This is a genomic window from Chryseolinea sp. H1M3-3 (assembly GCF_029360725.1).
Lineage (GTDB): Bacteria > Bacteroidota > Bacteroidia > Cytophagales > Cyclobacteriaceae > Chryseolinea.
On the sequence record NZ_JARKMY010000001.1, the window covers coordinates 270,547 to 295,396 of the forward strand.

Sequence of the window (24,850 nt, forward strand, 5' to 3'; positions counted from 1 at the left end):
TCAAGCTTTTTGCTTAAAGAAAGGGATACTTTTTACTCATATAGCTTATATAGCCCCTGAGATCGCTTCCAAACCTCATTTTCCATTCTTCTCCGAATACAGTCTGTTTAGCCTGATATTGACGATAACTCAAAAAATAAGCATTGTTTGGGAGGTGTTTTTTAAATCTGGATGAGGGATGCCGGGTTAACGCCAGCGATAAGGTGTCTGTTGCCTCCACAATGTTACGAATCAGCTTTTCCTTCAACGTCTTTTTATAAGGCAACGGGTCGGTCTCTTTCATTTCATTATATAGACTGTCTAACAGTTTTGCACCCCGTAACATGTGGTTAACATACTTTAGGTAATCTTCGTCTTCTTTCAGATAGGTGGTGTATTCCTCAGAGTCGGCGCCGTATTTATAGATCAGAAATTGTTCGGCACCGCGATCACCAATAAACGTAGCAAGGTTTTCATTGAGCTCAACACTGTCTTTAACGAAAATGGTTGCATGAGACATTTCATGAATAATTAAGTTGGCCAGATCTCCTTCACTTCTCATGAGCATTTTGCTGAGAATAGGATCGGTAAACCAACCAAGGGTTGACCATCCGCCGGGATTTCGAATCATTGCATCCCACCCTTCGTTCTCCAACTCCTGCTTTAATTTTTCTGCCCGCTCCTTTTTGAAAAAACCTTTATAAGGAACAGATCCAACAATAGGAAATTCCCACAGCTTTGATTCCAGTTTGAATGGCTGACTCGCCAATACTACCCACATCACTTCCTTACCTTGTTGATCGTACAGTGTTTTATAATTTTCGGTATCCTTTAAACCTAATGAATCAATTGCGTACTTCCGGATTTCCGTGATCAGTTCAAGTCTTGATTTCAATGAGTCGGGGAAAGATGGGTCTCGCAAGTATTCCTCCACAGGCCTGGCGTTCCAGATGATATTCAGTTGACCATAACCCTGCTGGAAACCATAGATGATCAATTCCCAATAGATAAGACCCACTATAAGCAAAGCCGTTAATAAGGCTATTGATAGCCGTTTGATTACACGCCTGATACCCATCTTCATATTTTCAGAAACGAAATTCTATTGCATTAAACATTTCTTGAGGTGATGTCATAACTGCACATTCCATGTACGCGAAGGTTAGTTTAAAAATAGTTTCTACGTGAAAAATTCTGTGACACTCGTTGTCATACTCATTTCGAGGGGTGCCAACTACTTGAATGCAATTTATTTAGACAAGTGATGCTAAAGCAATAAAGCAATAAAATTGATTTTTTGTCAGGATTATCTTACAACAACACATTTTAAAATTACTAGTGAAGTATTAATTTCAACCTCACAAACCGTTGACAGTTAGCAGTAGGTATAAAAAATTTTAGCGGATTCATCCTACCACTTTTCCTATCAAACGGTTTTTAACGAGTAACAAAAAAAACGAAAACACATATGAGCGATGCTAAAGAAAAACTCAAGGCACTTCAACTAACCCTTGATAAACTCGAAAAGACTTACGGAAAGGGAACCGTAATGAAACTCAGCGATGAAAAAGTAATGGATGTACCTGCAATTTCAACAGGGTCATTAGGACTTGATCTGGCGTTGGGTATCGGAGGAATCCCCCGTGGAAGAGTAACCGAAATATACGGCCCTGAGTCTTCCGGAAAAACCACTTTAACCATGCATTGCATTGCCGAAGCTCAAAAGAAAGGTGGCCTTGCGGCTTTCATCGATGCCGAACATGCTTTTGACAAATTATACGCTGAAAAACTTGGGATAGATACCGAAAACCTTTTGATTTCTCAGCCCGACAACGGAGAACAAGCTTTGGAAATTGCAGATCACCTCATTCGTTCGGGTGCTATTGACATCATTGTTATCGACTCCGTTGCTGCTTTGGTTCCAAAAAGCGAATTGGAAGGTGAAATGGGAGAAAGTAAAATGGGTCTTCAAGCAAGGCTCATGTCTCAGGCCCTGCGAAAACTTACAGGTACCATTAACAAGACTGGTTGTGCTTGTATATTCATCAATCAGCTCCGCGAAAAAATTGGTGTTATGTTCGGAAACCCTGAAACCACTACAGGTGGTAATGCTTTGAAGTTTTATGCTTCAGTACGTTTGGACATAAGAAGAATTGGCCAAATCAAAGAAGCGGCCGATGATATTACGGGCAATCGCGTGAAAGTTAAAGTGGTGAAAAACAAAGTAGCACCTCCTTTCAAAGTTGTTGAATTCGATATCATGTATGGAAGAGGAATTTCTAAAGCCGGAGAAATTATCGATTTAGGCGTTGAATTGAATGTGGTTCAAAAATCCGGATCATGGTTCTCCTATGGCGGAAACAAATTAGGCCAGGGTCGCGATGCTGTTAAACAACTGATCGAAGATAATCCTGAGCTGATGGAAGAACTGGAAAGAAAAATTAAAGAGAAAATTTCAACAGACGAAGCAAAAGCTGTTCTCGAAGAAAAAGCGTAGTACTATGCAGACTTTCCGGAAGTTTAAAAAGCTTCCGGAAAGTTTTAATTATTTCAAATTAAGTAGCACGTATAGCAATTACGGGATCAAGTCGAGCAGCCAAAGCAGCGGGTACAATTCCCGACACCAAGCCGATAACAGAAGATACGCCTAATCCTAAGACAATATTTTTAATCGTTAACGTCACGACCAGACTTCCCATAGGAATAAAAGTTATCAGGTAAACCAAAAACAAACCTGCCAACCCACCGATAAGACTTAAGAAAATTGCTTCAAATAAAAATTGAAATAAGATGAAGTAGTTCTTTGCTCCCAGTGATTTTTGTAAACCAATGATGGCGGTTCTTTCTTTGACAGAAACAAACATGATATTGGCGATTCCAAATCCTCCCACCAAGATGGAAAAGCCTCCAATAATCCAGCCTGCTAATCCTACAACATCAAACGCACCACTGATAACATTTGCGATAGCTTCTGGCCTGTTCAAAACAAAGTTGTCTTTTTCTGTTGGCCTCAATCCTCGTCGTGCACGAAGTATTCCACGCACTTCGTTTTCTAATTCTACCAATCCTACATCTGCCTCATGACCCTTCACCCCGATGCGTGATGTTATTTCAAAAGGTTGCCCTGTACCTGTCTGATATAATCTTCTAAAGGATTGATAGGGAATTACAGTGTTGTAGTCATTGCTGGGCGTACCCATGAAACTCTGGCCTTCTTTTTTAATGACACCGATGACAACATACTTGAGATCTTTGATCTTAATCGTTTTCCCAACAGGATCCTCATCGTTAGGAAAGAGCGCTTGCGCCACTTCGTACCCTATTAATGCAACATTTCTTCCAGACTCTATCTCTTCTGAAGTAAAGTATCTGCCTTTTTCAATATTCACCTCAAATACCACATCGTACCCCTGGCTTCCTCCTGTAAGACGAATTTGGCCGATGCTATTGTTATCTCGCTTGATAGTAGAATTTCCTTTACCGGCAAAAATTGCAATGCCATTCTGATTGTTTAAAGTAGCTTGTAAAAATTTATATTCATTATATGATGCATTGGGTCGTTGCCAAAAATCCCACCAGCGATATTCCCCATTGTTGTCTGCCGTGAACGGCCACTTCTCAATATAAATCACTCCCGTGCCCAGAAAGTCGAGACTGTCTTTAATATTCTTTTCGAGTGAGTCCACCATCGTGAGTACGGATATGATAGCGAATATTCCCACAGTTACTCCCAGCAATGAAAGAATAGTCCGCAGCACATTAGATTTTAAGGCTTTCCAGGCAAAGCGGAAACTCTCGTAAATCTGGCTTAAGGTCTTCATGAAACTTTTAAACGCGTTTGTTTTAAATAGGTTAGTAGAACTTTTTTTCTGGAAATTACTTTATAAGACCTAAAAACCCACTTTTTGTTACAGGATTGAAAAACCCACGCCGTTTTGTCGCAAAAGTCAAATATTGCCTTATTTTTGCAACCTCTTAAAAAATTACCCTTTATTGGGCATTCTTTGCGTAAACGAATATGAAGTTATCAGAATTCAAATTTGACCTTCCGAATAATTTAATTGCTCTTGATCCTGCTGAAAACCGGGATGAATCACGTTTGATGGTAGTCCACAAAGACACCGGAAAGATTGAGCATAAGATCTTCAAAGATATCGTCGATTATTTCGGAGATGGCGATGTTATGGTAGGGAATGATACCATGGTATTTCCTGCACGCCTGTATGGACGTAAAGAAAAAACGGGAGCAAAGATTGAAGTCTTCCTGCTGCGTGAGTTAAATGCGGAGATGCATCTTTGGGATGTGTTGGTTGATCCTGCCCGTAAAATTAGAGTAGGTAACAAGCTTTATTTTGGTAATGGAGATCTTGTGGCAGAGGTAATAGATAACACGACATCGCGTGGAAGGACCATCCGGTTTTTATTCGATGGAGATTCTGCTGCTTTTGATAAAGTGGTTGAAACCCTGGGGGAAACACCATTACCGAAGTATATCAAGCGAAAAGTCAAAGTAGAAGATAAAGAACGGTTTCAAACCATCTTCGCAAAAAATAAAGGAGCAGTTTCAGCACCCACAGCAGGGTTGCATTTTACCCGGCAGTTATTAAAACGTCTCCAAATAAAAGGTGTAGATATGGCCTACATCACACTTCATATAGGACTTGGAACATTCCGACCTGTTGACGTCGAAGATTTGACGAAACACAAAATGGATTCTGAAAATTTTATAGTTAGCCCTGAAGCTGTCGCCTTAGTAAATAGAGCGTTAGACAATAAGAATCGTGTTTGTGCCATAGGTACTACTACAATGCGTGCACTGGAATCAGCAGTGTCTGCTACAAACCGATTAAAAGCACGGGAAGGTTGGACGGACAAATTTATTTTTCCGCCTTACGACTTCAAGATTTGCAACGCCATGGTAACGAACTTCCACATGCCCGAATCTACTTTGCTGATGATGGCTGCTGCATTCGCAGGATATGACCTCGCGATGGAAGCCTACTCGGTTGCAAAGAAAGAAAAATATAAATTCCTGACTTACGGAGATGCCATGTTAATCATCTAGGTATAACTAGAGGGTTGCCGTGCTACAATTGTTTTGTAAGGTAGAGAAAGAGCGAAATAGCAACAGGATACACAATGAAGTATTGAAAAGTAGGAGCAAAAATTCCTGCGAACATTCCTAATGGGGCAAGCAGCAACATAACCCCACCAACGACAATCAAAATTTTTTTCGATTTATCCATAGGCTGTTTGGCTATTATAAGCAGTCTGTAAATCAAAAAAGTAACTACTGCTACGTTGAATACCATCAAGAGAAATCGCAGCACCACCATAGTTTTGAGTATTTTAGTAAATCTATGAATTCTAAAGAATATGCGCTTATCGTTGCAGGCGGGAAAGGAACACGTCTAAAAAGCAAGACACCTAAACAATTTTTATTGTTAGATGGGCTTCCTGTTCTCATGCATACAATTTTTGCCTTTTGTCGCTACTCAAAAGATATCGAGGTAATCCTTGTGTTGCCCGAAGGTGATATAGAGACCTGGAAGTCTCTTTGCAATCAACATGATTTTACCCACCCGGTGACACTTGTGGCCGGGGGAGAGACACGTTTTCAGTCCGTAAGGAATGGGTTAAAAAAAATTCAGGGCGACGGGTTAGTGGCTATTCATGACGGTGTACGGCCTTTGGTGAGTGAATCAATTATCGCCGCATCATTTCAGTTTGCTGCAATTCATCAATCAGCTGTTGCTGCCGTGCCTTTGAAAGAATCCATTCGCATGATTAACGACGATGGTACGCAGGCCGTTGATCGCTCAAAATTCAGAATAATTCAAACACCACAAACGTTTAAAGTCTCTGTTATCAAGGACGCGTACGAGTCAAAGGAAGAAGCGACCTTGACTGATGATGCCAGTGTGGTAGAGAAGGCTGGCCACGTAATTTCAATTTTTGAGGGAAGTTATGAGAATATCAAGATAACGACAGCGGAGGACTTGATTGTAGCTGATGCACTGATGAAAGCCAGGCATCAGTAAGCTGTAAATAAAAATCAAAAGCTGACGGCGTCAGCTCTTGTATTCAATTTTCTTTGAATGGATTAATACTCGTCTTCGTTAAAGAAGAAATCTTCCTTGGTAGGATAGTCAGGCCATATTTCTTCAATGCTCTCATAAGGCTGTCCATCGTCTTCCAGTTCCTGGAGGTTTTCCACAACTTCTAAAGGGGCACCTGAGCGAATAGAATAATCAATTAACTCATCTTTTGTAGCCGGCCAAGGCGCATCTTCTAGATAAGAAGCAAGTTCAAGGGTCCAATACATATACTTTAGTCCTCCTTTAATTTTTCGCAAAAATAGAATTTAATTGATCAAAACAAACTTTATTTCCTTTGTTCATTTTATCAACGTCAAAAGCATGAAATTTAATCTGGGTCTTGGAAAAAATGTAACTGCTTAAAACGCGTGAAGGTTACATCTGCAAATAAATTTTTGTCCATATTTGCGGCCGAATTCCAGGTTATTAATAGTGTAGAATGAAATAACACTTTTGAATGTTCATTCTCACAGCCTTTATCCGTAACAGATCAACCAATTTCAAATGGCAGACGAAAAAATTATCTTCTCCATGGCAGGGGTCAACAAAATTTACCCGCCAAGTAAACAGGTATTAAAAAATATTTACCTCTCATTCTTCTATGGCGCCAAAATCGGTGTGCTGGGACTTAATGGGTCGGGAAAATCTTCTCTCCTGCGAATTATAGCAGGGGTTGATAAAGAATTTCAGGGAGAAGTCGTTTCAGATCTAAGCTTCTCTGTAGGATTGCTTGAGCAAGAACCTCAACTCGACAAATCCAAAACTGTTAAAGAGATTGTTGAGGAAGGAGTACAAGAAGTGGTCAGTCTCCTTAAAGAATTTGAAGCCATCAATGAAAAATTCGGCGATCCGGCGATTATGGAAAATCCTGATGCGATGGATAAACTCATTACCAAGCAAGGGGTGATTCAGGAAAAACTAGACGCTGCTAACGCTTGGGAACTGGATAATAAACTGGAACGTGCCATGGATGCCTTACGCTGTCCTCCACCGGAAGCCAAGGTCGAGTACTTATCAGGAGGCGAAAAGAGAAGAGTTGCGTTGTGTAGATTATTGTTGCAAGAACCAGATGTTCTTTTGTTAGACGAGCCAACCAACCACTTAGACGCAGAATCAGTCTATTGGCTTGAGCAGCATTTAAAACTCTATAAAGGAACTGTAATCGCTGTTACCCATGATCGTTACTTTCTGGATAACGTTGCAGGTTGGATTCTTGAACTTGATCGTGGCGAAGGAATTCCCTGGAAAGGAAATTACTCGTCGTGGCTAGAGCAAAAACAAAAGCGGCTTGCCCAGGAAGAAAAATCAGAATCTAAACGACAAAAAGCATTAGCGAGAGAATTGGAATGGGTGCGAATGAACCCCAAAGGCCGACAAGCAAAAGGAAAAGCTCGTTTGAGCGCTTATGAAAAACTATTAAGCCAGGAGACACGCGATAAGGAAGAGAAACTTGAATTATTCATTCCTCCTGGTCCGCGGTTAGGCAATAAAGTGATTGAAGCCAATGGCGTTTCAAAAGCCTATGGTGATAAGTTGCTGTATGAAAATTTAACGTTCTCATTACCGCCGGCGGGTATCGTCGGAATTATCGGTCCGAACGGTGCAGGAAAGACTACGCTCTTTAAAATGATCATCGGGAAAGAGAAGCCAGATGCGGGTACCTTCACGGTTGGAGAAACGGTGAAGATCGCTTATGTTGATCAGGAGCACGATGATCTCAAGCCAGAAGATACTGTATGGCAAGCAATCTCCGATGGGAATGAATTGATGGAACTTGGCGGACGGCAGATTAACTCAAGGATGTATGTTGGCAAATTCAATTTCAACGGGAATGATCAGCAGAAAAAAGTAAAAGAACTCTCAGGCGGAATGCGTAATCGGGTTCACCTGGCAATTGCCTTAAAGCAAGGTGGAAATTTATTATTGCTTGATGAGCCAACCAACGACCTTGATGTAAACACCATGCGCGCGCTGGAAGAAGCCCTCGAAAATTTTGCTGGATGTGCGGTTATCATCTCCCACGATCGCTGGTTCCTTGATCGTGTTTGCACCCACATACTTGCTTTTGAAGGCGATTCGCAAGTGTTTTGGTTTGAAGGCGGGTTTAGTGAATATGAAGAGAACAAGAGAAAACGACTCGGCGATGAGCAACCCCATAGGATCAAGTATAAAAAACTTGTGAAGTAGATAAGGCATTGTAGATTGGCCGCGACCTTTTTTGAACAGATAGCGCTGGATCATATCTAAATCTTTGATCACTATGCGGATAGTTTATACAATCCTTCTCCTGATATTATCCAACACCTTCATGACGTTGGCCTGGTATGGTCACTTGAAATTTAAAGAATTTAAGTGGGGACAAAGCTTGCCACTTTTTACAGTGATCCTCATTAGTTGGGGAATTGCATTCTTTGAATACCTCATCCAGGTACCTGCAAACAGAATTGGTTTTAAAAATTATGGAGGACCATTCTCTTTGGTAGAGTTAAAGGTGATTCAGGAAGTAATAACGCTTGTTGTGTTCGTGATTTTTTCCCTTGTGTTCTTCAAGACCGAAACATTTCGGTGGAATCATTTAATCGGCTTCGTTTTTCTGATCCTTGCTGTCTATTTCATTTTTAAGAAATAGTTTATCATTTCTCGCTCGCATATGGTGTAACAATCAGGCAACTTCTTCTCCGGGCTTCGTCTTCCAACGTTCATGCATCCATACCCATTGTGCAGGATGTTGCCGAATAACATCTTCGATAAAATGGGTGAGTATTTGTGTATTGTATACCATGTCAGCCTCTTCATCACCCGTATTGACGATCGGTATTTCCGGCAAAATATGCATGTGCTGTTTCCAATCTTTTCCCAGATACACATAGGTGGGAACAATCGCTGCACCAGTCTTCATGGCTAATACCGTAGCCCCAACCGGCGTTGCAGCGGGCTTACCAAAGAAATTCACAAAGCGGCTTTTAACTTTTGTATCCTGATCTATAAGCAAGGCAACCGATCCTCCTGACTTTAATACCTTTATTAATCGGAAAGTTTCTCTACCTCTTTCAATAGCAATTGCGCCGTGCATATTGCGATAATCCCACAGCAGTTCGTTTAACCGTTCATCTTTCAACGGAGTCCCAATGATGTTGGGGTTCAGTCCGCGCAACGCCATATTACTTACCTGCAGGTCAAATGCGCCCAGATGACACGTTAAAAATATAACACCTTTACCTTTTTGAATCGCGCGCTCGTAATTCTCCAACCCATCAGTTACCAAAAACTTCTCAAGATCCGCTAGCGTTTTAACACGCGTTGCTCTCAGCATCTCACCAGCGTTTTTCCCTAACATCTCAAACACTTCTTTGGTAAGTTTTTGAATTTCGTCCGGTGTTTTTTCATGGAAGGCCCATGTCAGATGTCGGGCAACCAGCTTGCGTGTCTTCGATGCAAACATGTACGCCACACGTCCTAAAAAACCACAGAATTGAAGCCATCGTACACGTGGTATATGGTTGGAAATGTAGATTAGAAACTGGACGAATCGGTAAACAAACGAGTACCTGATCTTCCTTCGTATTTTTTTTGTCCTGGACATGAACCGCTAAGATAAGCGTTTAAGATTTTTTAGAATTACATTTATCTGTCTATTGCTGACCCCACTTAAAAATTATAGTTATCCATGAAAACACTTTATGTTGTTCGTCATGCCAAATCCAGTTGGGAAGACCCCAATCAACCAGATTTTGAAAGAGGATTAAACAAGCGTGGCAAGCGCGATGTACCGCGCATGGCCAAGCGTTTAAAAGAGAAAAATTTTCATCCGGATCTTATTTTGACTAGTCCTGCAAAACGCGCGTTTTCAACGGCAAAAAAGATGGCCGAAATTTTACTTTTTCCGAAAGAGAAAATAAAAACCGATCGGATATTATATCATGCCGATGAAGAAACCATACTGTCCGTAGTTCAAACGATAAATGATAAACACGACACAATTTTAGTCCTCGGGCACAATCCAGGGCTAACGGAATTTGTAAATGCCCTTGCTGAATCGGACGTATTTATTGACAATGTACCGACTTGCGGGGTCGTTGCCTTTTCTATGCCTGTTGATTCATGGAAAGAGGTAAACTGGAAATCCGGGAAACTATTATTCTACGATTATCCCAAAGCTGCTGAATAGTGACAGCTTCAGGTATAATCAGAATCTTAAATATCTTAAAGAATAAACTCGCTTAGGTCTCTGTTTTTAATTAAGCCGCTTAGTTTTTCTTTCACCATCGTGGCGGTCACTTCAATGTGCGCATTCGAGATTTTATCAGGCACATCAAAAAGAAATTCATTGAGCAATTTGCTCATAACGGTATGCAATCTGCGCGCTCCTATATTTTCAATCTCTGAGTTAATTGTAAAAGCTGTGTTTGCAATTTCGTCGATCGCATCATCAGTAAAAGATACTTCAACCCCCTCTGATTCAAATAACGCTAAGTATTGTTTTGTTAAAGCATTTTTTGGCTCCTTGAGTATTCGTATAAAATCTGCTTTCGTCAGATTATCTAACTCTACCCGGATCGGAAACCTTCCTTGCAATTCAGGGATGAGATCGGATGGTTTTGAAATATGGAATGCGCCGGCGGCTACAAATAAAACGTGATCGGTTTTAATTACACCATACTTCGTATTTACGGAACTACCTTCAACAATGGGAAGTAAATCACGCTGAACACCTTCACGGCTCACGTCGGGTCCGCCGCCTCCCTTCTTACCTCCGCTTGCAATCTTATCGATTTCATCAATAAAAATAATTCCGGCTTCTTCCGCTCTGCGAATGGCTTCCTCTTTTACTTCATCCATATCAATGAGCTTGGCTGCCTCTTCCTCCAACAGAATTTTACGCGCTTCTGATACTGTCACTTTTCTTTTCTTGCTCTTCTTCGGCAGCATGCCATTTATCATTTCTTGTAAATTCATCATGGAGACCTCGTCCATCATACCAGCGCCTACCATCCCAACATTGGCACCGCCTGTTCCTTTGATGTTGATATCGATTTTGCGGTCTTCCATCTCGCCGTTTCGGATTTTGTCGCGAAAATGATTTCGCGTCCTTTCATTTAATTCCAAGTCACTCTCGGGAATATTTGAATCGGTGGCCTCGGTAGACGAAAAACCGGAACTCCTCACAGGCTGCTGACGCAATGGCGGTATCAGTGCATCCAGGATAATGTCTTCTACAGCCTGTGCGGCCTTTTCTTTCACAGCTTCTTTTTTGCTTGCCTTAACCAACGTTACCGATTGTTCGACCAAGTCACGCACCATACTTTCTACATCACGGCCTACATAGCCCACTTCAGTAAATTTGGATGCTTCAACCTTTACAAATGGAGCGTCTGCTATCTTAGCGAGTCTTCTTGCTATTTCAGTTTTTCCAACGCCCGTAGCACCGATCATGAGGATATTGTTCGGCACAATTTCACCTTGGATATCTGACTTGACATGCATTCTTCGCCAGCGGTTTCGTAACGCTATGGCTACATTTCGCTTGGCTTCGTATTGACCGATGATGTATTTATCGAGTTCCTCAACAATTTGTTTCGGCGTCAAATATTTTGAATCAATCATAATTTTTTTATCCTCTTGATAGTAATGTTTTTAAATTCTTTGAAATCGTAAATGATCACCCCGCGTTGCTATATAAGCACCGCGGCGGAATTCAAATTCGAAGTATTTATATTCGCTGAAAAAACAAAAGAAATTCCGGCGATACCTCCTGCATTTTCTAATGCCAATATCTTGTTTAACGTCCCTATCTCAGTGTTGGTGTTTCCAGTGTCGTACATATCCGAAAATTATGGGCTGTTAAAGAGAAACGCAATGGCATGTGCTCTGGTTTAACCATAGTTCCAATTCTCCACCTGAGCAACTTGTTGTTGTAATCATGAAAAACATTGAGAGCAGGCAAATGAAAATTAATTCTCATATCAAGACCTGCAGATTAATAGTTTATGATTACAGCTAGAGTGGCAGCGTTTAAATGTTGTTATGCTGATGCTTTGATTTCTGAAAAGGTAAACTTCATTTGTTGCTTCACCTTGTCTTTCATCAGCGCAACTTTCAACACTTCATCAACGGAATCAACATAATGGAAGATTAAACCTTTGAGGTAATGCTTCTCGATTTCATCGATATCCCGCTTATTTTTCGCACTCAAGATAATTTCTTTTATTCCACTGCGTTTTGCTGCAAGTATTTTTTCTTTAATACCTCCTACGGGAAGTACTTTACCTCGAAGCGTTATCTCGCCGGTCATAGCCAAGTTGGCTTTCACCTTGCGTTGCGTATAGATCGATGCCAAAGAAGTAAACATCGTAATGCCTGCAGACGGGCCATCTTTGGGAACAGCACCCGCGGGAACGTGAATATGCAAATCGTATTGTTGGAATACCCGGTAATCAATACCAAGCACATCAGAATTTGATTTGAGATATGACAATGCAGCCATGGCTGATTCTTTCATCACATCTCCCAACTGTCCTGAAATAGTAAGCGCACCTTTTCCGCGACTTAAGCTTGATTCAACAAATAAGATTTCACCGCCTACCTGAGTCCAGGCCAACCCTGTGACTACACCTGCTATTTCATTTCCCTGATAAAGTTCTTCGTCGAAAACCTCCGCACCTAAAACTTTACGAACCGTTTCTTCCGTCACAAGTTTATCGAACGGTTCTTCCAAAGCAATTGACTTAGCGATATTTCTAACCAATGTTCCGATTTTCCGCTCCAGGCTTCGAACACCGGATTCGCGTGTGTAACTATTGATCAGTTTCGCAATTGCGCCCTTGGTAATTTTTACCTGTGAAGCTTTAAGACCATGTTCTTTAAGTTGCTTTGGTACAAGATGTTTTACCGCGATCTCAACTTTCTCTTCCAGTGTATACCCTGTTACCTCGATGATTTCCATTCTGTCGCGCAACGCCGGGTGGATCGTATCAAGCGAGTTGGCCGTAGCGACGAAAAGCACCTTCGACAAATCGTAATCCACTTCAAGATAATTATCACCAAATGCATTGTTTTGTTCCGGATCCAGCACCTCTAACATTGCTGAAGAGGGATCGCCCCGGAAATCAGATTTGATCTTATCGATCTCATCCAATATAAAAACCGGATTTGATGATTGAGACTTTTTTATGTTTTGTAAAATTTTACCCGGCATTGCACCGACATAGGTTTTCCGATGTCCTCTGATTTCTGCTTCGTCGTGCACGCCGCCCAATGACATGCGCACATATTTACGCTGCAGCGCCTTTGCAATGGATCGGCCTAAGGAAGTTTTACCTACACCAGGAGGTCCGTAAAGACAAAGTATCGGGCCTTTCATGTCGTTTTTTAGCTTGAGTACAGCGAGATACTCGAGAATCCGTGTTTTAACTTTTGTCAGTCCGAAATGATCATGATCCAATATTTTCTTTGCACGTTTCAGATCGAAGTCATCCACTGTATATTCTGCCCATGGAAGATCGAGCATAAACTCGACGTAGTTCATCGCTACCGGGTATTCAGCAGCCATGGGATTAATTCTCAACAGCTTATCTAACTCTTTGCCGAAATGTGCCGCAACAGCTTTGGGCCATTTTTTACCTTCAGCACGCTTGCGAAGTTTTTCAATTTCTTTATCAGGTCCATCATAGCCAAGCTCGTCCTGCAAAACTTTTATTTGCTGACGCAAAAAATAGTCGCGTTGCTGCTGATCAATATCCGTATGGACCTTACGTTGTATCTCATGTTTGATTTCCAACATTTGAATATCCTTCAGCATGTACTGCAACAGCAATGTGCTTCTGTCGATGAGGTTCTGGGTCTCCAGAATCTTTTGTTTATCAGCGACTTCAACATTCAGGTTGGACGATAAAAAATTAACCAGGAATGACATGCTGGAAATATTATCTAACGCAACCTGCGCTTCTAACGGAATTTCAGGATTGAGTTTTAAAATTTTTGTCGCCGCATCTTTAAGAGATTGAACCAAAGCTTTTGCTTCCTTGCCGTTCGCATTGATCATCGGTTCGGGCTGCAGTTCAATGCGCGCAGTTAAGAATGGTTCTTCCTGAACAAATTCTTTGATCGCAAATCTGTTTTTACCCTGAATAATGATGGTCGTATTTCCGTCAGGCAATACCAGCATCTTAATGATTCGTGCTACCGTACCGGTTTTATATAGATCTTCCACCGTAGGTTCTTCGGCGCCAGGATTTTTCTGGGCCACAACGCCAATAATTCTATTTCCCTGGTATGCTTTTTTTACCAGCTTGATAGACTTCTGTCGTCCCACAGTAATTGGTATCACCACACCGGGAAACAATACTGTATTTTTTATTGGTAGAATGGATAATTCACCGGGTAAATCTTCGGGCTTCAGATCGGAATCTTGCTCAGGATTTATCAGTTGAATCAGGTCTTCTGAATCTTCTTGCACAAGTTGAATGGGCTTCGTTTTAAACATATATACACTAGGTGTCAAACTGACACGACCTTACTTAGACGTCTTAAATGGACACTCGCCGTGCTAATGACAATAGTAGTGCCAAGAGAGTTGTAAAAGAAGCAAAATTGTCTCAACTTTAACCACTTGGCCTTATTTTTTACCAAATAATGGTGCGGTGAAAACCTATTTTTTAATCTTAATCTCGGCTTTTTGGCTGTGGTTGCATTCTCCTTCACTGGCACAAAAGCCACAGCGGAATTTTAAGAAGGGAGGAGTCGTGCAACTGAACGATAGCCTGACAAGCTACAGTCAATCTGACATTTTCTTTTTTACCAATGTTAACAAAATCAGCTACTATTCCGACAAAGCAAAGTTGGAGCGAATCAAAGTATTAGGACCTGCGGGAGACTTTGAGCAGGAATACGCTGAGCTTAAAGCTTATGTAAAAAATTTCGGGCCTGAAAATTTCTCAAGGGACATTCAATTGCTGTGGAATCTCGCAAGACTTTCCCAGAAAATGGGACCTCCCGGTGAGGCTGTATTACTTTACAAGCTTGTGTTGAAACATCTCCCTCAGTCCATCGATGGAAAGCAAGTAAAAAGCGAATTTGATACGCTCACAAAAAATCAAACAGATCTCTATGTGCCGTTGGCACAATACTATGAACTCGTAGCGTACAGAAAAGAAATCGATACGCTCAGACCTCCACAAGGCGTATTGCTGAATATGGGTGAAGCCATCAATTCTGACAAGGCAGATTATGGCCCGACCATAGGAAATGTAGACAACGTTATACTATTCACTTCAAAGAGAAATTCAAATACCGACCCATTAAATAAAACTTTTAACGAAGACTTATTCTATTCTCATAAACTTGATACGCTATGGGGATTTGCGGATGAGTTGAAAAACATAAACACACGATACAACGAAGGGTCTGGATGTTTAAGTAAAAATGGAAAAGAACTCTATTTCGCGCGATGCAATTCTCCCGATTCATATGGAAATTGTGATATCTTCGTGGCCCACCTGCGCGCAGACAGCACTTGGGGTGATATTCAGAATTTAGGAACAAATATTAATTCACGTGGATGGGATTCGCATCCGTCATTATCGCATTCGGGTGACACGCTCTTCTTTGCATCGGATCGTATCGGGGGTTTCGGATATTCAGATATTTATTATTCGATAAAAGGCTCAAATGGACTATGGCAAAAAGCCCTGAATATCGGCCCGATCGTTAACACAAGGGGAGCTGAGGTTAGCCCATTCTTTCATCACAGGTTTAATGTTTTATATTTTAGTTCGAATGGTCAGCCGCTTACCTTTGGTGACTTCGACATTTATAAAGTTGATAAAGGAAAACAAACATGGAACGAACCAAAAAATGTCGGCCCTCTGGTTAACGGCCTGGGTAGTGAATATTATTTTACCATTGATTCAGAGTCCGACTACCTTTATTATGCAAGATCATCACAAAATGACATAGCAAATCTCGACCTCCATTCTTTTCCTGTGCCCATGGAGGCTCAACCAAACGCTATTGCTAAGCTCAAAGGATCGCTCATCAATTCAAATACAAAAAAACCTTTTAAGGGAATTGTATCTATTATAGACCTGGACGAAGGTGTTGAGGTTGCACCGAAATTTCTTCGGGAAGATGGCTCTTTTGATTTCAATCTTATCAATAAACGTAACTATCTGTTGATTATTCAGGGAGATGATTTCTTTAGAATAGAAGAATTGTTTTTTATGGACGGGGATACTGAAATGAACCGGGAGGCGGATCCTATAGAAAGCAAGATTGCATTTAAATCACTTGAATTTGAAAACGAGAAAGCGGATATTTTACCGAGCATGCATGAAGACTTGAACCGGTTGGCAAATTTTTTAATCGACCATCCAACATTTAAGCTAAACATTTCCGGACATACCGATTCGCAAGGGAATGAAGATTCAAACTTGCGTCTTTCACAGGCGCGCGCAGATGCCATTAAAGCGTATCTTATTTATGAATTTAAGATTGCCTCTTCGCGAATTGAAGCACATGGTTATGGAAGTTCAAAACCTATCGTAGAAGAAAAAACGGAAGACGAACGAAAACTTAATCGGCGTGTTGAGTTTGGCATAGAGCGGGAATAAAAATAAAAAGTAAAAAGCGTTGGCGCATCTTGCTTCCACCTTTTACTTTCTTTCCGCCTTAGCTTTTCTTTATCGCCTCATTTCTTTCGGAGAAAAATATCGCCGTTGTAATTCTTAAGCGTAAATTCCGGGCCGCCACCATTAATATCCCCACGCTTCCACTCATCGATCACCACTTTATAAACACCACCTTTTGTATCTTTCTTTTGAACAGGGCCACTGTTCTTAAAGTCCACATCAAAACCGGAATAAATATCACCATGTTCGGTTTTCATCTTTAATGTTGCCTTGGTTGCAGCAGGGAATGTAATATCAACGTCGCCGTTATACGTCGTAAAAGACATGGGCGTTCCTTCTTTAACTTTGTCGAAAGTGATTTTGACTTCACCATTGTAGGTTGTGGCGATCACTGCGCCAGAAATGTTGGTAGCCGTAATTTCTCCGTTGTGATTTGTCAGTTCTACTTCACCTTGAATATTATTGACAACCAGATTCCCGTCATTATGAGTCTTCGCTTCGACATCCATTCCCGAGGGCACTTCAATTTCAATATCTAGTCGGTTATTCCAGGATCCCGAGTGCACATTCACGACATTGGCGTTTTCTGTTACCTCAAGGTCCATCCCTCCGCCTCCAATCCGGCGCAGACCGTCCTTTGTTTTATTTCGCTCATTCTCTTCCTCCGGTTTTGCAGCATATTTAACAAGGATGTCTTTTCGTGCAGTGCCCTTTACCGTAACAGATCCATAGTTAATAATCGCTTTCAATTTTCCCCGTTTTGACGGATCACTTAACGGAACTGAAAATTCGTTTGATGTTTGGGCAAAGAGAGGCGCTGCCATCAGCGCAAGCGTTGTAAGAAAAATTGCGTGTATAAGAATATTTTTTTTCATATTTCTAAGTATTGTGAGAAATGAATTGTTGTGTTTGAACTTGTTAGTTTGTTTTTTCTTTGACATATACATTCCCGTTAAACGTTTCAAAGTCCAGGAATGCGCCACCGGCGCCGATCTTATAGCGATTGTTATTTACCTTATACTTTATACCTTTATCATTGTTCTTTTTCTCTACCTGCGTGGGAAGATGCTCGAGTTTATCAATGTTTGTATACAAACTTCCATTGAAGCTTTCGAAACTCATGCTTGCGGTTAATCCCTTTTGAAACAAAGCATTGATGTCGCCGTTGAGAGAATAAAACCGGCAATCGCTTTGAGGATTTTGAGCATACTCCACGTCGACATCTCCATTTATTGTACTGGCCTCGGCCTCCCGCATCAAATTATAGAGTCGAATGCTGCCGTTGATGTTATGAGCAGTGACAACACCCTTCACATTTTCAACGACTATATCACCTTCGTTGATGGTACTAAGCAAGACGTTGAGAGACGAAGGAACTTTGACGAGAAAGTCCATTGCATAATCATAACTTTCATGACAAGATCGCCCATGTTGCTCCCATGAATATCTCCACGTCGTACTCCTTTGAGTGCGGCCTTCTCGTGCATTACTTTTTTCAAAATGATTGCAAGGGCTACTGACATAAAGGATGATTGTATCCGCCAGATCTATCACGCCGAGCTGTATTTCAGTTTTCCCTTTTTCCAGTCGTTCATTCGTTTTTCCCTGGATACGCTTGGTAATCTCTACCTGAATTTTGTCGCCAGGATAGGCCTCAACTTTTATGTTGCCATTAATATTGGCAATCATCAGAGCATTGTGTGAGCCCCGTTTCTCAAATGCAAATTCTTTGTTAATTTTTTCAGTATGGGTTTGTGCACCCAGTTGGGCATACATACCCACGACCAACACCAGCCATAAATTTCGTTTCATAATTTTAAAGGTTTGTACTGCCTAACAATTCGTTAGATTATCTGAATGCTTTCTTGAATCTTCTTTTTGATATCAGAGGGTGTTTCATTGTCGTCCAGGATTTTCTGCAGTTCGTTAATAGCACCCTTTTCTTGTAAAGCAGCCATTAACTCCGCCAACGCTACCTGAACCAATGGTGACTTTTGATGAGCTATGGATCGGATCAATGCTTCTCGTATTTGACCATCTTTACTGTAGGGCCTTAATGCATCGAGCGCTGCTAACCGGACGTTGACATTTTCATCACTATTTAATGTTTGTAACAATGCGGCTGTGACTTTCTTGCTAGCCTGGTCCATATCCTGGGTTAAGTTGACAGCCTTCAAACGATCTGTTGCTGATTCCTTTTCAAGGAGGGACAACATCATCATTTCTTTCAAGCCACTGATCTCCTGACCCAACGCCACTATCTTTTCGTCCTCCTTTTGGGGTGACCAAATAACATAGCCTACTATCAATCCGATAAGAAGTGTTACAGAAGCGAAAGCAAGTCGGGGAGCAAAATCTTTCCAAGTAAAAAAGCTTTTCCAATCAAAAGTCTTCGTTGCCTGTGTTTCCTTTAAAAGCATTTGATGGAACCGATCATCGAGGGATATGGAAGGTTCGGGGGTCTCCAGGTTTAAAATCCGTTCATTGAGTTTTTCAAACCCCTCAATATCTTCCATATGAATCGCTCCTTGTACAATCAGATTTTCGATTTGTTTTATTTCTGCTGGCTCAGCAACCCCTGAATTAAACCTAATTAGTAACTGATGAATTTTTTTCGCCTCCATAATCAAAATTGTTTTTCCAATTCAGCATAAACTGCTTTTAATTCCTGTAATGCTCTGAAAACTTTAACTTTTACCGCACCTTCGGAGCAACCCAATATTTCGCCGATCTCCTTATACTTTTTATCCTGGTACTTGCTCAGTAAAAGTATCTCCCGCTTGTCCTCCGGAAGCCGATGCATGGCCAGCTCCAGGAGTTGCCGTTCTTCATCTTTTTGGTATTCAGTCACCCGATTCTCGTCTGTACCTAATCGCTCCTGCCAATTTTCTATTGATTCTTTATGCCGGAACTTGTTCTTGCGGAAATTGTCGTGGTTCACATTACGCGCAATGTGAAACATCCACGTTCTGAAATCGCCGTCTCCACGAAACAGGTATCGGTATTTCAGAATCCGGTAAAAAACATTTTGTACCAAATCCTCACTTAGTTCTTCATCTCTGTTCATTCCATAAAAAAAACCAAACAACGGTTTTTTATAGCGCGCGAACAGCAAGCCCAGGGTATCCAGATGGCCATCTCTCACCTTAATCATCAAGGCGTTGTCTGTTAATGATTCCAAATGCTGCAATGAAGTTTTCAAAACGGGAAACTGAAGGTTTTATGAATGGTTACAACGAAAGTTAATGTTTCCAGGAAACTTTGGGTGAAACAGCTATAATTGATGTATTGCAGGCATTAATTTTTTACAAAAAAAAGACATCCCGGTATGGAATGTCTTTTTGCTTGCTATAAAGATCTTTTAGAAAGAGAACCGTTATGGGTTTCTTGAGTGTAACTTATTGCGTTCATCCTGAAGCTCACGCGACAATTTAGTCTGTCTTTCCATTGCCCGTTGTTTATATTCCTCGAACTCATGCGTTAAGGCACTAACTGCAAGATTTCTTTCGCTAAGGGAATTGCTTTGTAATTTCATTCGGCCGATGACCAGCCCCAGCATTACTAAAAGAGCTGCAATAATAACAGCAACTGTTGTGATGAAAGTACTTTTATTAAAGTCGATACCGATCACTGTGATGTGGGTACTGGCGTGCATGATTTCGTCCATCGATTTTTCTTTCGCCTTGAACGCTTCGATCGATTGGTTTAACTCACCTTTAAGTTTGTTGATATTGGCCTCCGCCTTTTTTATAGACGCCTCTTTTGCGGCTATAGTGTCCTGTGCTATTTTCCAAACACCATCTAAAACGGATTCCTTTACAACTTTATATGCTCCATACGATTGGGACTTTGATTTCATGAACAGAAACCGCTCGTGCAACGAGGGATTTTCCTGAAGTGTTTCGGGCTCAGATTGAGAAAATGAAACGTGAAAAGCCATCAACCCAACCAACAGAACAAATAGGATTCTCATATCAAACAATTTTTTTAGTAAAACAAATAAAATTACGCCACCAGATAAACACAGTTAAAGTTTAACTGTTCCAACAACTTAATAAATCGACCAAAGCCGTTGATTAGCGATTAAAGGTAGTAAAATTATTTTTTCTTCTTGAAAACGAGTTCAGTCTGCTGGGCAGCAATGACATTGTTGAAGAGTTCCTTGAGGTAATGATATTCCTGGGGTGCGAAGATGGGTCTGGCGATCAGCAATGAATTGTTCATCGACAACTTGTTCATACTATTTGTAATTTCAAAAAGGTAGCGGCCCCCATTCTGGGGCAGGGTGAGACCGATTTTGGCAGGAATTTCTTCTACGCTATAATCTGCAGGATAATCCAGGTTTAAGATTAGCACTTCTTCCAGGGGCACACCGAAGTCGACGGGATACAGTCGTTCCGAGGACCTGAATGGATTTTTGTCCCATTGTTCAACGATAAATGGATTGAATAAAAAATCACCGTCATTAAATTGATTAGCCAATTCAACCTCAACATCTAGCTTAACTACAAAAGGTTTTGAAAATTCTTCTGCATTCTCAATTGTAAAATTCTTGATGCTTATATGTTGCAGATTATTCCTTAAGTCATCTATGTATTCCTTTTGACTGCTGAAACTGCTCAACTTTTTGCGTTGAGTCACAGCTTTGTAACCAGAATAAGCATATTGGATCGACCCGCTAATGACGTTGTCTTTTAAACCCAGGTTAAGAATGGAAACAATTTTTGATTTTCCAGTCGGCTTCAAATCATACCAATAAGATTCTTTATCGCCCAAAACGCGGCCTTTGCCATTCAAGCATCGCTCCGGAAGTAAACCAAAGGGATGAAAATAGTCGGACGCATCAAGCAAATAGACTTTCTCGCCAATGTTGACCTTGGCAATGACATAATTAAATTCACTTAAAACCGGGTAGAGTTCTGTTGGCCGGCCATTTCGGCGCGTGGATAGCACCATCGGTTCGACCGGCACGTTGGCGTATTTTAATGCGGCAATAAGGGATAAATTGATGTCACCGATATTCCCGGTTTTCGACTCAAATGCTTTTTTGATACCCAGGTCACTGTATTTGCCGTAAACATCGTTCCAGTGATACCATTCCTTGATGAAATTGTAAATTTTTTCCGCTTTGGCATGAACATCCGTCTCACCTGAAATCAGCTGCTCTACTTTATTATCAACGATATCTTTCCCCCGCTTTATCTGCACGCCAAACGATGTACTTTGACGCAATTCCTGATCTGCATCCTTCCATTCCGTGGTGATCATGTCTTTACGACCATCAAAATAATTTACTTGTGAAAGCTCAAAACATACCGCTGACAAGAAATTAGATTTTGCCGTCATGTAATCCTCTTCCTTAAAAGCAGGAATATTTTTAATACCATATTTTAACCTGGAGCAGTCGGCCTTTGCTCCCCCACCCGGCGTAAAGCATTCCTTGATTTGCCCGCTTTCATTGGTAGTAAGATTCAAAAATCCTTTTAAGGAAATATTGTATATGTAATTTCCTGGAATAAGACACCAGAATTCACTCTGCATTTTAGGGATCTCACATTGAAATTCCCACGAACGAAAATTATAAACGAATGGTGACTCGAGGATATAAAAGACTTCAATGACACTCCCAACTTTAACATTGGGTATCGCAAACTTTTTTATGTCATACGATTTATTATAGTTTTCGGTAAATATACTTTTAGGGTCCACCTTAGTTTCTCGCATGGAACCATTTTCAACGCTAAAAGAAGATGCTTTTATAGAAATTATTTTTTCGGCACGCCCATCGGATTTCCTGAGTGGAATTTCATAAGTACCGTACGAAACACCGGCTTGTTTTAATATTTTGATCTTGGCGTGGTATTCGAAAAGAATATTATTGTCGTTATAATTATCAATATATGCCTCTCCGAATTCATCAAGGAAAACGGCAACGGCGGAGGTATCCGCCGGATATTCTTTTAAATCTAATTCGCGATAGGTAACCTGACCGTACGGGAACCCATTTCCTTGTGAATAAGTAATGGATGATAAACAGGTGCAGAAAAGGAATGCTAAAAAATGACGCATATAACTTAAAACAGGAAAATAGATAATAGCGGAGATTTATACTATTTCAAAGTGAAGTGTAACCTTAACGATTTAAAGCATAATGACTTTTTCATTTTATTGCATGATTACCGTGGCTATTTTATAATTCAAGTACGCCAACGTTAGATCGTGAGCTTTTCGCGGAAGCTATTTTGAAAAGGAATCGACCTTCGCTCCGTTTTAAAAATATTTACACGTAAACTTTGAAATCACATCATCAACGCACTCCTTTAGTAAATGATAAGAGTCGGATTACTTTCTGATACCCATGGATATCTTGATGAAAAAGTCTATCATCATTTTAAGGATTGTGATGAAATTTGGCATGCGGGCGATATTGGAAATTCGATGATTGCTGATGCACTAGAAAATTTCAAGCCACTTCGTGCTGTGTTTGGAAACATTGATGATATCAACCTGCAAACCAGATTTCCAGAGGACCAATTTTTTAAGTGTGAACAGGTGAACGTTTGGATGACACACATTGGCGGAGTGCCTCCTAATTATAATCCACGCGTAAAAAAAATATTAAAAGAAAATCCGCCAGATATTTTTATTTGTGGCCATTCTCACATTTTAAGAGTCAAACGCGATGTACAATACAACAACATGTTATACGTAAATCCGGGCGCAGCGGGAAATCAGGGTTTTCATGCCATGAAAACGATCTTGCGCTTTTCAATAACGCAGCACAAAATTGAAAACATGGAGGTGATTGAATTAGGAAAAAGGGGTGCCTTAATTTAAGAACCTCTTAAAACCGAGAACAATAACTGTTCTATCCCATGAACCATAATCCATGAGTTATCAAAAGACGAAAATTGATTTCTGAAAATGTTTTTAGACGTATTGATTTAACATTACCGGCATCACCAACATCAGAATGTCTTCGCTTGAATCTTTTTCATAAGGCAAAATTACACCTGCTTTATTCGGCGCTGACATGGTAAGTTTAATCTTACTTGAATCCATGTTCGTCAGCATTTCGATCAGGAATTTCGCATTAAATCCAATCTCGATATCTTCACCATCATGCTCACATGAAAGTCGTTCGTTGGCTTCGTTCGAGAAGTCAAGATCTTCGGCGGAAATTTGAAGTTCACTTCCGGTTATTTTCAAACGAACCTGGTGTGTGGTTTTATTAGCATAAATGGAAATACGTTTTAGTGCTCCTAATAAATCACTACGCTCAATCGACATAGTGATATTATTCTGCGAAGGAATTACGTTGTCGTAGTCCGGGAAACGCTCATCAATCAGGCGGCATATCATCTTGATATTACCAAACTTGAAAAAAGCATTTGACATATTGAAGCTCAGACTCACATCGGTGTTCTCGCTTGGAAGCGTAGCCTTCAGCAGGTTTAGAGCCTTTCTGGGAATGATAATAGAATTTCCGTTAGCGGATTTGACGTCAGCCCTTCTGTATCGCACCAAACGATGACCATCGGTAGCAACGAACGTGGAATTTTTCTCACCTAGATTTACATATACGCCGGTCATGGCAGGGCGAAGTTCGTCGTTGCTGGTCGCAAAAATGGTGTTATTGATCGCGCGCGCTAAAACTTCTGTTGATATTTCTGCTGTAAAGTCGTTTGAAACCGAAGGGACCTTGGGAAAATCGGTGGCATTTTCGCCAGACAATTTATACCTACCGTTATCCGATATTATTTCAATGCTGTAAGTAGACTCGTCAATTGAAAAGGTTACTGGCTGCTCTGGCAGATTTTTTAAGGTGTCTAATAAAATCCTTGCAGGCACAGCAATACTTCCCTTCTCTTTCGATTCAACCTGCAGTTCCGTAATCATCGAAGTCTGAAGATCTGAGGCAGTAACGGTTAACGCTCCCTTTTCGAGTTCAAAAAGGAAGTTCTCTAAAATGGGCACTACAGGATTGGTTGTAATAACTCCATTAATATTAGATAGTTGCTTAAGCAGGTAAGCAGAATTGACAATAAACTTCATTGGGAGACAGTGGTTTGATTTTAAGCGGAGGTAAAGTTATAAAGAAAACCGAATAATAAAACGGCGAAATTCAAGTCCCAAATCATGGTTTTT

At 40.8% G+C, this 24,850-nt stretch carries 22 protein-coding genes; 8 read left to right on the forward strand and 14 right to left on the reverse strand.

Annotated features, from left to right (window positions below):
• Positions 1-13: 13 nt before the first annotated feature.
• A complete protein-coding gene (locus tag P2W71_RS01090) occupies positions 14-1,063 on the reverse strand; it encodes an aminopeptidase (protein ID WP_276365903.1) in 1,050 nt (349 codons plus the stop codon).
• Between the two features lie 384 nt (positions 1,064-1,447).
• Here P2W71_RS01090 and recA point away from each other — a divergent pair, with 384 nt between their 5' ends.
• Positions 1,448-2,476, forward strand: a complete 1,029-nt coding sequence (gene recA / locus P2W71_RS01095; RefSeq protein ID WP_276365905.1) for a recombinase RecA — start codon at positions 1,448-1,450, stop codon at positions 2,474-2,476.
• A 58-nt stretch (positions 2,477-2,534) separates the two neighbouring features.
• On the opposite strand, the gene P2W71_RS01100 is transcribed toward recA, so the two are convergent.
• Positions 2,535-3,800 (reverse strand): ABC transporter permease, encoded by a 1,266-nt coding sequence (locus tag P2W71_RS01100; RefSeq protein ID WP_276365908.1) that lies wholly within the window; start codon positions 3,798-3,800, stop codon positions 2,535-2,537.
• Positions 3,801-3,997: 197 nt separating this feature from the next.
• Between P2W71_RS01100 and queA the strand changes: the two genes are divergently transcribed.
• Positions 3,998-5,044: a tRNA preQ1(34) S-adenosylmethionine ribosyltransferase-isomerase QueA gene (queA, locus tag P2W71_RS01105; protein ID WP_276365911.1), complete on the forward strand. Its 1,047-nt coding sequence runs from the start codon at positions 3,998-4,000 to the stop codon at positions 5,042-5,044.
• A gap of 22 nt (positions 5,045-5,066) precedes the next feature.
• On the opposite strand, the gene P2W71_RS01110 is transcribed toward queA, so the two are convergent.
• On the reverse strand, positions 5,067-5,225 hold the full coding sequence (locus P2W71_RS01110) for a hypothetical protein (protein WP_276365913.1): 159 nt from the start codon (positions 5,223-5,225) through the stop codon (positions 5,067-5,069).
• Positions 5,226-5,339: 114 nt separating this feature from the next.
• On the opposite strand from P2W71_RS01110, the gene P2W71_RS01115 reads away from it, so the two are divergent.
• Positions 5,340-6,020: a 2-C-methyl-D-erythritol 4-phosphate cytidylyltransferase gene (locus tag P2W71_RS01115; RefSeq protein ID WP_276365915.1), complete on the forward strand. Its 681-nt coding sequence runs from the start codon at positions 5,340-5,342 to the stop codon at positions 6,018-6,020.
• Positions 6,021-6,082: 62 nt separating this feature from the next.
• On the opposite strand, the gene P2W71_RS01120 is transcribed toward P2W71_RS01115, so the two are convergent.
• Complete coding sequence (locus P2W71_RS01120; RefSeq protein ID WP_039751840.1) at positions 6,083-6,304, reverse strand: DUF2795 domain-containing protein; 222 nt, start codon at positions 6,302-6,304, stop codon at positions 6,083-6,085.
• Positions 6,305-6,581: 277 nt separating this feature from the next.
• Between P2W71_RS01120 and ettA the strand changes: the two genes are divergently transcribed.
• Positions 6,582-8,264, forward strand: coding sequence for an energy-dependent translational throttle protein EttA (ettA, locus tag P2W71_RS01125; protein WP_276365917.1), 1,683 nt, complete (start codon positions 6,582-6,584; stop codon positions 8,262-8,264).
• Between the two features lie 73 nt (positions 8,265-8,337).
• On the forward strand, positions 8,338-8,706 hold the full coding sequence (locus P2W71_RS01130) for a DMT family protein (protein WP_276365920.1): 369 nt from the start codon (positions 8,338-8,340) through the stop codon (positions 8,704-8,706).
• Positions 8,707-8,739: 33 nt separating this feature from the next.
• On the opposite strand, the gene P2W71_RS01135 is transcribed toward P2W71_RS01130, so the two are convergent.
• Positions 8,740-9,660, reverse strand: a complete 921-nt coding sequence (locus tag P2W71_RS01135; RefSeq protein ID WP_276365922.1) for a lysophospholipid acyltransferase family protein — start codon at positions 9,658-9,660, stop codon at positions 8,740-8,742.
• Between the two features lie 84 nt (positions 9,661-9,744).
• Here P2W71_RS01135 and P2W71_RS01140 point away from each other — a divergent pair, with 84 nt between their 5' ends.
• Entirely contained in the window at positions 9,745-10,245 is a 501-nt protein-coding gene (locus P2W71_RS01140; RefSeq protein WP_276365924.1) for a histidine phosphatase family protein, read from the forward strand.
• Between the two features lie 35 nt (positions 10,246-10,280).
• Here P2W71_RS01140 and hslU read toward each other — a convergent pair whose 3' ends face one another.
• Positions 10,281-11,681: an ATP-dependent protease ATPase subunit HslU gene (hslU, locus tag P2W71_RS01145; protein ID WP_276365926.1), complete on the reverse strand. Its 1,401-nt coding sequence runs from the start codon at positions 11,679-11,681 to the stop codon at positions 10,281-10,283.
• Positions 11,682-12,099: 418 nt separating this feature from the next.
• Complete coding sequence (gene lon, locus P2W71_RS01150; protein WP_276365929.1) at positions 12,100-14,559, reverse strand: endopeptidase La; 2,460 nt, start codon at positions 14,557-14,559, stop codon at positions 12,100-12,102.
• 157 nt (positions 14,560-14,716) lie between these two features.
• Between lon and P2W71_RS01155 the strand changes: the two genes are divergently transcribed.
• A complete protein-coding gene (locus P2W71_RS01155) occupies positions 14,717-16,684 on the forward strand; it encodes an OmpA family protein (RefSeq protein ID WP_276365932.1) in 1,968 nt (655 codons plus the stop codon).
• 77 nt (positions 16,685-16,761) lie between these two features.
• Here P2W71_RS01155 and P2W71_RS01160 read toward each other — a convergent pair whose 3' ends face one another.
• The 6 genes from P2W71_RS01160 to P2W71_RS01185 all read right to left on the reverse strand — a co-directional run bounded on the left by P2W71_RS01160 (position 16,762) and on the right by P2W71_RS01185 (position 22,771).
• Positions 16,762-17,643 carry a DUF4097 family beta strand repeat-containing protein gene (locus P2W71_RS01160; protein ID WP_276365934.1) on the reverse strand — a complete coding sequence of 294 codons (882 nt, stop codon included), beginning with the start codon at positions 17,641-17,643 and terminating at the stop codon, positions 16,762-16,764.
• Complete coding sequence (locus P2W71_RS01165) at positions 17,621-18,514, reverse strand: hypothetical protein (RefSeq protein WP_276365936.1); 894 nt, start codon at positions 18,512-18,514, stop codon at positions 17,621-17,623. The genes P2W71_RS01160 and P2W71_RS01165 overlap by 23 nt, the downstream gene beginning before the upstream one ends.
• A gap of 32 nt (positions 18,515-18,546) precedes the next feature.
• Entirely contained in the window at positions 18,547-19,326 is a 780-nt protein-coding gene (locus tag P2W71_RS01170) for a HEAT repeat domain-containing protein (protein WP_276365938.1), read from the reverse strand.
• 2 nt (positions 19,327-19,328) lie between these two features.
• The gene (locus P2W71_RS01175; protein WP_276365940.1) at positions 19,329-19,883 is read right to left on the reverse strand and encodes a sigma-70 family RNA polymerase sigma factor; all 555 of its coding nucleotides are present in this window, start codon (positions 19,881-19,883) and stop codon (positions 19,329-19,331) included.
• Positions 19,884-20,078: 195 nt separating this feature from the next.
• Entirely contained in the window at positions 20,079-20,675 is a 597-nt protein-coding gene (locus tag P2W71_RS01180) for a hypothetical protein (protein WP_276365942.1), read from the reverse strand.
• A 125-nt stretch (positions 20,676-20,800) separates the two neighbouring features.
• A complete protein-coding gene (locus P2W71_RS01185) occupies positions 20,801-22,771 on the reverse strand; it encodes a hypothetical protein (RefSeq protein WP_276365944.1) in 1,971 nt (656 codons plus the stop codon).
• Positions 22,772-23,029: 258 nt separating this feature from the next.
• On the opposite strand from P2W71_RS01185, the gene P2W71_RS01190 reads away from it, so the two are divergent.
• Entirely contained in the window at positions 23,030-23,539 is a 510-nt protein-coding gene (locus tag P2W71_RS01190; protein ID WP_276365946.1) for a metallophosphoesterase family protein, read from the forward strand.
• Positions 23,540-23,632: 93 nt separating this feature from the next.
• Here P2W71_RS01190 and dnaN read toward each other — a convergent pair whose 3' ends face one another.
• Positions 23,633-24,757 carry a DNA polymerase III subunit beta gene (gene dnaN / locus P2W71_RS01195; protein ID WP_276365948.1) on the reverse strand — a complete coding sequence of 375 codons (1,125 nt, stop codon included), beginning with the start codon at positions 24,755-24,757 and terminating at the stop codon, positions 23,633-23,635.
• Between the last annotated feature and the right edge of the window lie 93 nt (positions 24,758-24,850).